This window comes from Cesiribacter andamanensis AMV16, from assembly GCF_000348925.1.
GTDB classification, from domain to species: Bacteria; Bacteroidota; Bacteroidia; order Cytophagales; family Cyclobacteriaceae; genus Cesiribacter; species Cesiribacter andamanensis.
In genome coordinates this window covers 1-9888 of the sequence record NZ_AODQ01000149.1, presented here as the reverse complement: position 1 = coordinate 9888, position 9888 = coordinate 1, and the positions used below count along the sequence as shown (strand labels likewise).

General features: G+C 54.5%; 12 protein-coding genes. 10 read left to right on the top strand and 2 right to left on the bottom strand.

Going from position 1 to position 9888, the window contains the following annotated elements:
* Positions 1-161 precede the first annotated feature (161 nt).
* The 9 genes from ADICEAN_RS18485 (at position 162) to ADICEAN_RS18445 (ending at position 7724) form a co-directional block, all read left to right on the top strand.
* Positions 162-1079, top strand: a complete 918-nt coding sequence (locus tag ADICEAN_RS18485) for a glycosyltransferase family 2 protein (protein WP_161622733.1) — start codon at positions 162-164, stop codon at positions 1077-1079.
* Complete coding sequence (locus ADICEAN_RS18480; RefSeq protein ID WP_009197183.1) at positions 1040-1807, top strand: methyltransferase domain-containing protein; 768 nt, start codon at positions 1040-1042, stop codon at positions 1805-1807. The genes ADICEAN_RS18485 and ADICEAN_RS18480 overlap by 40 nt, the downstream gene beginning before the upstream one ends.
* Positions 1804-2211: a polysaccharide deacetylase family protein gene (locus ADICEAN_RS18475; RefSeq protein ID WP_009197182.1), complete on the top strand. Its 408-nt coding sequence runs from the start codon at positions 1804-1806 to the stop codon at positions 2209-2211. Before ADICEAN_RS18480 ends, ADICEAN_RS18475 begins: the two co-directional genes overlap by 4 nt.
* Positions 2208-2828, top strand: coding sequence for a polysaccharide deacetylase family protein (locus tag ADICEAN_RS18470; RefSeq protein ID WP_009197181.1), 621 nt, complete (start codon positions 2208-2210; stop codon positions 2826-2828). The genes ADICEAN_RS18475 and ADICEAN_RS18470 overlap by 4 nt, the downstream gene beginning before the upstream one ends.
* Positions 2825-3733: a glycosyltransferase family 2 protein gene (locus ADICEAN_RS18465; RefSeq protein ID WP_009197180.1), complete on the top strand. Its 909-nt coding sequence runs from the start codon at positions 2825-2827 to the stop codon at positions 3731-3733. Before ADICEAN_RS18470 ends, ADICEAN_RS18465 begins: the two co-directional genes overlap by 4 nt.
* 11 nt (positions 3734-3744) lie before the next feature.
* Complete coding sequence (locus ADICEAN_RS21580; protein ID WP_009197179.1) at positions 3745-4761, top strand: glycosyltransferase family 2 protein; 1017 nt, start codon at positions 3745-3747, stop codon at positions 4759-4761.
* Between the two features lie 126 nt (positions 4762-4887).
* Positions 4888-5868, top strand: a complete 981-nt coding sequence (locus ADICEAN_RS18455; protein WP_040398159.1) for a glycosyltransferase family 2 protein — start codon at positions 4888-4890, stop codon at positions 5866-5868.
* Positions 5865-6938, top strand: a complete 1074-nt coding sequence (locus ADICEAN_RS18450) for a glycosyltransferase (RefSeq protein ID WP_009197177.1) — start codon at positions 5865-5867, stop codon at positions 6936-6938. Before ADICEAN_RS18455 ends, ADICEAN_RS18450 begins: the two co-directional genes overlap by 4 nt.
* 312 nt (positions 6939-7250) lie before the next feature.
* Entirely contained in the window at positions 7251-7724 is a 474-nt protein-coding gene (locus tag ADICEAN_RS18445) for a CBS domain-containing protein (RefSeq protein WP_009197176.1), read from the top strand.
* Positions 7725-7762: 38 nt separating this feature from the next.
* Here ADICEAN_RS18445 and ADICEAN_RS18440 read toward each other — a convergent pair whose 3' ends face one another.
* Together ADICEAN_RS18440 and ADICEAN_RS18435 are read right to left on the bottom strand one after the other, a co-directional pair.
* Entirely contained in the window at positions 7763-8170 is a 408-nt protein-coding gene (locus tag ADICEAN_RS18440) for an Hsp20/alpha crystallin family protein (RefSeq protein WP_009197175.1), read from the bottom strand.
* Between the two features lie 302 nt (positions 8171-8472).
* The gene (locus ADICEAN_RS18435) at positions 8473-8985 is read right to left on the bottom strand and encodes a hypothetical protein (RefSeq protein ID WP_152426515.1); all 513 of its coding nucleotides are present in this window, start codon (positions 8983-8985) and stop codon (positions 8473-8475) included.
* Positions 8986-9216: 231 nt separating this feature from the next.
* On the opposite strand from ADICEAN_RS18435, the gene ADICEAN_RS18430 reads away from it, so the two are divergent.
* Positions 9217-9888, top strand: a 672-nt coding sequence (locus ADICEAN_RS18430) for an erythromycin esterase family protein (RefSeq protein ID WP_040398156.1), incomplete at its 3' end; no start/stop codon positions are given.

Sequence of the window (9888 nt, the reverse complement as noted above, 5' to 3'; positions counted from 1 at the left end):
AGCGCCAGGCTGGCTACCGCAAGCACCTGCTGCTGGTGCTGCCTTTTATGTAAAGCTCATCCGGCAGGGATTTCCCGCCTACCCCCTTCGGTACAGCACCCTGTGGGAAGAAATACGGGGCATGCTGTCCGGAGTAGCCTACTATGTACGAAACCGAAAGCATGCTGCCACCAAATAACATGCCCGAACAGCCCGCTACCGCTCTCCCGCTGATCTCGGTGATCATTCCCTGCTACAACCACGGCAGCTACCTGCCCGAGGCAGTAGCCAGCATACGCCGGCAGCAGCATACCGCTACGGAGATCATTGTAGTAGACGATGGCTCAACGGATGCCACCCGCCAGATTAGCCAGCAGCTGGAGGGGGTACAGTACATCTACCAGCAGAACCAGGGACTTTCGGCCGCCCGCAACACCGGCATTCGGGCCAGTAAGGGCGAGTTTCTGGTGTTTCTGGATGCCGACGACTGGCTTTTTGAGGGAGCCTTTGCCACCAACCTTCGCTACCTGCAGGAGCATCCCGGGGCGGCCTTTGTCTCAGGCGGGCATGAAAAAATCGACCAACATAAAAACCTGCTGGAAGAAGTGCAGGTTGTAGTGGAACAGGATCATTACCTGCGCCTGCTGGAAGGCAATTACATTGGCATGCATGCTACTCTGATGTACCGCAGGTGGGTATTTCGGGAGCTGCAATTTGATACCAGCCTCAAAGCCTGTGAGGATTATGACCTGTACCTGAAAATTGCCCGTACTCATCCGGTGCTGCACCACCCGCACAAGATTGCCGCCTACCGGATCCATACCAGCAATATGTCGGGCAATATTCCCAAAATGCTGCACTATGTATTGCTGGTGCTGGGCCGGCAAAAGCCCCTGCTGCGCAGCCCCCAGGAAGAGCAGGCGTATAGGCAGGGACTTGCCGTCTGGAAAGCCTATTATGGGGACCAGCTCTACCAGAACCTGAAAACGAACAGTACACCGCTTACCGAAGAGAGCCTGAAAACACTTTTAAAATACCGCCCGCTACTTTTTTCCGTTTTATGGCCGCCGAACCCACCTCCAGGATCAAAACCTTTATAAAGACCTACGCCCCGGCTGCCCCCCTTCGCTGGCTGCAGCGCTGGGGCATCCGGCCCCAGTATACCCCGGCCCCCGGCAGGGTTGCCTTTGGCGACTTTGACCGGCTGCGCCCCATCAGCAAAGACTTTGGCTATGAGCGGGGCGGGCCCATAGACCGCTATTATATAGAGCACTTTTTGCAGCAGCAGGCAGCCAGCATCCGGGGCCGGGTGCTGGAGATAGGCGGTAATGACTATACCCTGCAGTTTGGCGGAAAAAAGGTAGAAAAAAGCGATATTCTGCATGTGGACGACTCCAACCCCCAGGCTACGTATGTGGGGGATCTGAGCAATGCCCCACACCTGCCCGACCAGGCCTTTGATTGTATCATCTTAACCCAAACCCTGCACCTGATCTGGGAGTATAAGGAAGCATTGAAAACCTGTTACCGCATGTTGAAGCCGGGCGGCACATTCCTAATGACCTCTCCGGGCATTACCCCCATTGCCTCGGGCGCCTGGAAGGAAATCTGGTACTGGTCCTTTACCCGGCTCTCGATCACGCGCGTGCTGCAGGAGACCTTTCCCGATGCCGAACTCGACATCCGGACCTATGGCAATGCTTATGCCGCCTCGGCCTTCTTGTGGGGGCTGGGGCTGCCCGAGGTCTCTATAGAAAAGCTGGAGGTAGTGGATGAGCAGTACCAGGTGATCATAGCGGCCAAAGCCGTTAAACCTTTATTGCCTTGAAGAACAACTGGATAACGAAACTAAAGCAGGCCCTTGGCGCCCGGGCCGTGGTGCTGATGTACCACCGCATAGGCACGCCTAAAAGCGACCCCTGGCAGCTGGCAGTACGCCCGCAGTACTTTGAGGAGCACCTCCAGGTGCTGCAAAAAATGGGCGTGGCAGAATCGGCTCCGGCCATGGTGCAGCAACTGCAGGACGATCGGCTCAAGCGCTCGGTGGTCATTACCTTTGATGATGGCTATGCGGATAATTACCAGCTGGCCCGCCCCCTGCTGGAACAATACGCCCTGCCGGCTACCTTCTTTTTACCCTCAACCGCCTGGGCAGGCAAAAGGAGTTCTGGTGGGATGAACTGGAGCGCCTCATCCTGCACAGTCCTACCCTGCCGCAGCAACTCACCATGACCTTTAAAGGCGAGTTTCTGCTGTTTGATCTGCAGCAGGACCGGCAGCTGTCGGTAAGCCTGCAGCGCCATCATGCCCAGTGGCAGGCCGATTCGCCGCCCCAAACCCGCCGGGCTGCCCTTTATCTGAAACTCTGGAAATTCATGACCCCCCTGACCGATGCCTACCAGCAGGCTCTGCTCAAAGAGCTGCGGGCCTGGGTGGGCAGCCCGGATGAGGCCCGTCCGGAATACTGCTGCATGAGCGAGGCTGAGCTGCAGGCCATGGCCCGCTCTCCCCTCTTTAGCATAGGGGGGCATACCATGACGCATCCTGCTCTGGCGCTTCATCCGCAGGAGCTGCAGCTGCTGGAGGTGCAGCAGGGGAAGGAAGCTCTGGAAGCCCTGACCGGCAAGCCGCTGAGCCTGTTTGCCTACCCCTCGGGCAGCTTTAGTGATGCCACGATAAAAGCCGTGCAACAGGCGGGCTATACAGCAGCCTTTACTACCGATGCCCGCCCTGTGCTGCAGCAGGACCAGCCTTATCGTCTGGGGCGTTTTCAGGTAAAGGATGTGGATGGAAAAACATTTGAACGACAGTTAAACCAGTGGTTTAAAGCAAAGGCTTCCCAATCATGATCGGATCAGCTACCCCCATCGTTTCCATCATTACCTGTTTCCTGAATGAGGAGCGCTTTTTAAAGGAAACTGTAGAAAGCGTGCTGGCGCAGGATTATCCCCATTGGGAGTTGCTGCTGGTTGACGATGGCTCCAGCGATGCCAGCACCTCCATAGCCCGCTCCTATGCCGGGCAGCACCCAGGCAAAATCTACTACCTGGAGCATCCCCAGCATGCCAACCGGGGCCTGAGCGCCTCCCGAAATGCAGGTATAGCCCGGGCACGGGGAGAGCTGGTGGCCTTTCTGGATGCTGATGATGTGTGGCTGCCGCAAAAGCTTAGCCGGCAGGTAGCCCTTATGCAACAGCACCCGCAGGTGGCCATGGTCTGTGAGGCCTCCGAATACTGGTTTAGCTGGGAAGATGCCCAACGGGATGATGTTGTCCTGTATGTAGGCGATGGCATGGCCGAAGGGGTATATGCCCCCCCTCAGCTCATGCTCCGGCTGTACCCCCTCAACTCTTCAGCGGCGCCCTGCCCCTCCGGACTGCTCTGCCGCATGCAGGCCCTGCAACGGATAGGCGGCTTTGAGGCACACTTTACCGGCGCCAACCAGCTGTATGAAGATCAGGGCTTTCTGGCCAAAATGTATGCCAATGAGCCGGTGTATGTAAGCAAAGGGTGCCATAACCGTTATCGCCAGCGCATAGGCTCTCTGGTTCAGTCCGTTACCGAAGGCGGCAAGTACCACCAGGTGCGGCGCTACTTTCTGGAGTGGCTGGAAAGCTACCTGCACCAGCAGGGGATTGATGACCCACAGGTGCACAAAATGCTGCGCAAGGCCCTGCGCCCCTACCGGCAGCCGCTGCTCCATTATGTCACCAGCCTGCCCCAAAAAGGACTGCAACTCTTCCAAAAACACTAAGCCCTGCCCCGGTGCCAGCCCCCAAGCTCTCCGTACTCCTGCCCGTTTACAACGCCGAGCGCTTTCTGGCGCAGGCCATTGATAGTATATTGCAGCAGACCTTTGCCCATTTTGAGCTGCTCTTGCTGGACGATTGCTCTACCGACCGCAGTGCCGAAATTATCCGCTCCTACTCCGACCCGCGCATCCGCTACTACCGCAATGAGCAGAACATGGGCATCTCCGCCACCCTCAACAGGGGAATCAGCCTGGCCGCCAGCCCCCTCATTGCCCGTATGGATGCTGATGACATCAGCTACCCCAGCCGCCTGGAAAAGCAGCTTGCCTACCTGCAGGCGCATCCCGACTGTGCGCTGCTGTCCTGCTGGGTACGCGTTATTACCGAAGAGGGAGAACTGGTACGCATTGATGACTTCAAACCAGAGTACTATTACTACAACCTCACCTTTGAGTGCTGGATGTACCATCCCAGCATAGTCTTTCGCAAAGCGGCGGCCGAGCAGATAGGCGGTTATACCGTACCCTATTCTGAAGATTTTGAGCTATTCTGGCAATTTAGCCGGCGGTTTAAGGTTCATAATCTGCCCGAGATCCTGATGGATTACCGCATAAGCCCGCAAAGCCTGCACCAGGTTCAAAAAAAGCCCGAATATGATCTGGCCCAGCATCAGCAGGTGCTGCGCAACATTCGCTACTACATGGGCAGCACCTATAGGCTCAGCTACAGCCAGATCGAATGCCTGCGCCATAACCCTACCCCCCTGCTGCAGGAAGGCTCCCTGCATCTGATGGTAGAATGCCTGCAAAAACTGGCTGTCATAACAAAGGCTATTGAACAGCGGGACAATCCCAACCGGGATCCTGCAGCCATCCGTAAAGCTGCATATTTTAAGCGCAGGCACATACTTTTAGCGTTTGCCCGTAACCTTCCTTACCGGAAATCGGTTTTACTATTAGCTAAATCCCGGGAGTGGGGTTTACTCTATTTCCTGGTGCATTCTTTTATTAAAAGAAGATTAAAACTGTAGAAGAGCAGCCAGGCTGTTCTTGAATCCATATTTTTTTGTTTAGTTTTGTTATAGTACCAAAATAAGATTTATCTTAGGTGGTATAGATTTTTTAAAATAATTCGGCAGAAGTCAAGCTGGCAACCCTTGGAGCGTATACTGAAGCAACCCCCTACGATCCTTCCCCTTCCTCCTGCACCGGACCGCCCCAGGTGGTCGGTAATGGTGCCTGTTTATAACTGCGCCGGCTACCTTACAGAAACGCTGGAGAGTGTGCTGGTGCAGGACCCCGGCCGGGAGCAAATGCAGATTGTAGTAGTGGATGATGCCAGCACCGATGCCGATGTGGCAGCCCTGGTACAGCGTGTGGGCGCCGGCCGCATTACGTACCATTGTCAGCCAAAAAACGTTGGCAGCCTGCGCAATTTTGAAACCTGCCTGAACCTGGCCACCGGTCACTACATACACCTGCTGCATGGCGATGACAAAGTGCTGCCAGGCTATTATGAGAAGATCGGCGCTCTGCTAGACCGCTACCCCGAGGCAGGTGCAGCCTTTAGCCGCTACCAGTACATCGATGAAGATAGTGCGTATCTCTACCCCCAGCAGCCTGAACAACAGGCCGATGGCCTGCTAAGCAACTGGCTCGTGCGGCTGGGAGAACGCCAGCGCATCCAGTATTGTGCCATTAGCGTACGCAGATCGGTATATGAGGAGTTGGGGGGATTTTATGGTGTAACCTATGGCGAAGACTGGGAAATGTGGATGCGCATCGCCCGCCGCTATGCCATGGCCTATACACCAGAGGTTCTTTCGGCCTATCGCATGCACTATCAGTCCATATCGGGTCAGTCATTCGTTCAGGCTAAAAACCTGCACGATCTTCAATGGGTTATGAATACCATACACGCCTATCTGCCCGATGAGGTGCGCGGGAGTGTACGCCGCACGGCTTTGCGGTTCTATGCTCACTATGCCTTAAAGATTGCGAACCGCATCTGGCACCGTTCGTATAACCGGCAAACGGTTAAGGCACAGATACAGGAAGCGCTGCGGATGCACCAGGATCCCGGCCTATACTGGAAAATAGCCAAATTGTACACCAAAATGATGCTAAAAGCCCTGTGAAGGAAGGTATCTCCATAGTGATCTGCACCTATAATGGCGCCAGCAGGCTTCCTACAACCTTGCAGCATCTTGCGCGCCAGCGCGTGCCCGAGGGCATTAACTGGGAAGTGCTGGTGGTAGACAATGCCTCTACCGATGCTTCGGCACAGGTGGCCAGGGACGAATGGAACCGGCACAGCAAGGGCAATGGCGCCTTTTCGGTCGTGTACCAGCCCGTACCGGGGCTTAGCAGCGCCCGGGAAATGGGCTTTGCAAGGTCCAGCTATGATTTTATCATCATGTGTGATGATGATAACTGGCTGTGCGATACCTATGTGGCCACTGCCTTCCAGATCATGAAAAGTAACCCTTCTATTGGCATGCTGGGGGGCAAGGGAGAATTTGTGTACGAAGAAGAACCCCCTGCCTGGCTCAAGGTGCATTCCATGTATGCCGGTGGCCCACAGGCCCCGCAGTCTGGCAAGGTGAAGGAAAACAAGCTCTATGGCGCCGGCAGTGTGTTGCGCAAGTCGGCCTACACCCTGGTGTACAGCTCCGGTTTTCGCTCCCTGCTCAGCGATCGCATGGCCGCGCAGCTTACCTCCGGCGGCGACCATGAGCTCTGCTATGCGCTGGCGCTGGCGGGCTATGACATCTGGTACGATGAGCGCCTGGTGTTCAAACACTTCATTGCCAAAGATCGCCTCAGCTGGGAGTACTACATACGGTATATTCGGGAAAGTGCCTCCTGCTTTGAACTCCTTGAACCCTATAAGATTCTGCTCAAGCATAATTCTGCAGACTGGCTGTCGTTCTATGGCGGGCTTACGCAAAGCTTCTTTTACCATGTAAAACGCTTTGTACCGGCCTGGTATCACCATACCATCAAGGCAGATGATAGCCCGGAACAAAAAAGGCTGCGGGAGGTGCGCTATGTAAGCCTGCGCATCCGGCTGCAGTCATATTTCTCGGGTTTTCCGGCCATACGCAGAAATTTTGTGCATGTAGAACAACTCAAACGGCAATTTCATGCCCAGGCCAGACCTGGCAGCAAGGAAGTTGGCGGTGAGCTGGTACAAAGCATCCGCTAAGCACTATCCGCGGGATAGTCCCCCCCTCCCTTTCTCCCCAATTTCCAGTACTTACAGGGCTGACCCCAAATGGATCTTGCCATTGCAGGCTGCGGTACACTTCATTCCTGATGCCTGCCAGCACTGTGAGTGAGGCTGCTACCCTTCAGGCGCAGCCCCCCTCATGCTCTCTCCAGGCAACACTGCGGCTAAAGAGCTGTTGCGTTCCGGCCAATGGGCACCCCATGTGTATTTTGCCGGGAGATTATTTGTTTTATAGCGGCAATTTTGTATTTTATAAAATACTATTTTTCCAACTCATTATTGACCGCTATGAATTTTACACCAGCCTTCATTAAAACGAAAGAAAAATTGGGCGATCCTGTAGCCGATGTACGCTACATGCCCATCAGTAAGTACATGGTACGGGATGTGATCACCCTGCAGGAGAACACACCCATACGGGAGGCTATCGGCGTCATTCTGCGTAAAGATATATCCGGTATTCCCATAGTGGACAAGGATGACTGCCTGGTAGGCATGCTCTCTGAAAAAGATTGCCTGAAGGTGATCCTGGACGATGGCTATTACAACAACCCCCTCAATGACCAGACCGTGGGAGATTATATGACCCCCAATGTGTATACCCTGCGGCCGGATACCGACATCCTCACTGCGGCAAAGGCGTTTATCAATTCCCCCTTTCGGCGCTATCCCGTAGTGGACGAAAGGGGCCGGCTGCTGGGCCAGCTCAGCCGCAAGGACCTGCTAAAGGCAACCCAGAAATTACACACCACCACCTGGTAAAAAAAAAGAGGCAGAACCTACATTCTGCCTCTTTTCTGTTACTTATTCCGGTCTTCCCGCAGCCTGATTCGGCGAATGGGTACGCCAGTATCTTTATAGGGAAGCAGTATGCTCAGGCGATCACCCTCATGCACCGCTTCAATATTGTTAACATCGATATAGGCCGGAAGCCTGAACTTGCGAAAGAACATAGGAATATTGAAAGACCCCGCTTCTGCATCATCCGCTGAAGACGGCAGAAGAGAAAATACCACCAGGGTATTGATGTTCAACACAATATTAAAGGCTTCTGCCGGTACGCTGGGCGCCCAGAAGGTAAGCACCTTATGGTCTTCATGCTCCTGCTCTTCTACATAGGTCATGGCCATGCCACCGTTGAGGGTGTTCAATACATCGCCCTGCTTCAAAAGTCCATGCAAAAGATCTTTATGCTGTAATATATTCATCTTATACTCCTCTCTTATTAGTACAACTAAATAAGCAAGAGGCGTGCCAAGATGGAAATGGAGAGCATTTTGCACTTTGGGCGCGCCTATAGCGGCGCAAATGCCACTACGTCATGCTATACCCTTGTTTACGGCCATTATGGCATAGGGGTTATATGACTATTAGAGGATGAAGGCCAGAGCAAAAGCCTGTTTGGCCCTATGGGTACACCCCACGACCCTGGCTATCCCCTGCACCAAGCACACAAAAAAGCCCGTCCCTTTACGAAACAGGCAAACAAGGCTAATCAACCCCCGGGAGCTTAGCGGATGATCTCAACTTCATCAAAATCTCCACTTTCAACTGTAACGGGCCGCCCCAGCTGATCTTTGGCTACAAAACTAAAGGTGCCACTCATCTGGTTGTCCTCAACCGATTCTACGGTAAAGGTGCCCTGCGTTTCAGGATCGAGCTTGGTATCAAACATTAGTTGCTGATTGGGTAGCCGCAGTACGGCAAACGCGCTATTGCCGGTATTGGTAGCTGCAAACTCAGCCACATAGCCTTCTCTCAGCTGATCTGGGGAGCTAAGGCCGGTAAAGGTGATTTCCAGATTGGCCCGCTCGGCATTGTCCTGCTCGGTCAGCAGATAGCCCATGGCCCGCAGCACCATGCCCCCCTCATCCGATGGGCGTATGGTAGCATCGTAAAAGTACCAGTTCTCGCCATTAATGGTGGCAGTGATGGTATGTTCTTCGGTTCCTCCTTCTTCTACGTTGCAGGCGGCCAGCATGAGCAGGGCCGGGATCATTAGTAAATAAAATATTCTATTCATGATTCTACTTAGACTTTTTAGACTTTACTATTAAAGACTCACTACTGCCTGTTTTGTTTGATCCAGGAGTCTATGGCTTCTACACCCCTCTGCGCTGGCAGCCCCGGGCTGGAGAAAGCCCTAGCCCGCCCCAAGCCGCTTAGCCCTCATTGCTACTACCCCCATCCTCTCCCATAACCAAGGCTGTACAACAGCTGTTATCCCAGAAGCTGATATCTACCCCTATACGCTATGGAAACACAACCCTTTGCCGCTCATGCCCACCCCCTGCACAGCCCTGCAGACCTTGATGCCCTGCTAAAGGAGCTGGAGGGGGCCCGCATCATTATGCTGGGCGAAGCCACCCACGGCACCCATGAATTCTACACCTGGCGCATGGAAATAAGCCGTCGCCTGCTGGCCGAAAAGGGCTTCAACTTTATAGCCGTAGAAGGTGACTGGCCCGATTGTTATCGCATTAACCGCTATGTAAAAGGCTATCCCGGGAGTGGCAGAAGCGCCCGGGAGGTAATTGGGCAGTTTGAGCGCTGGCCCGGCTGGATGTGGGCAAACTGGGAAATGGCTGCCTTTGCCCGCTGGCTCAGGCAGTACAATCAGGCACAGCCCGCGCCGCAGAAAGCCGGCTTCTATGGCCTGGATGTGTACAGCCTCTGGGAATCACTAGAGGCAATTCTGGAGTATCTGCAGCAGCAGGATCCGGAGGCGGCCGCCCTGGCCCGCAAATCGCTACACTGCCTGGAGCCCTACCGCGACGAAGAAGGGGGAATTGCCTATGCCCGGGCCCAGCGCTGGATGCCCCGCAGCTGCGAAAAAGAGGTACTGGCCCTGCTCAGCGGCCTGCGCTCCCGCAGCAGCCAGTACAGGCATGACCCCGAAGGGGCATTCAATGCCGAGCAGAATGCC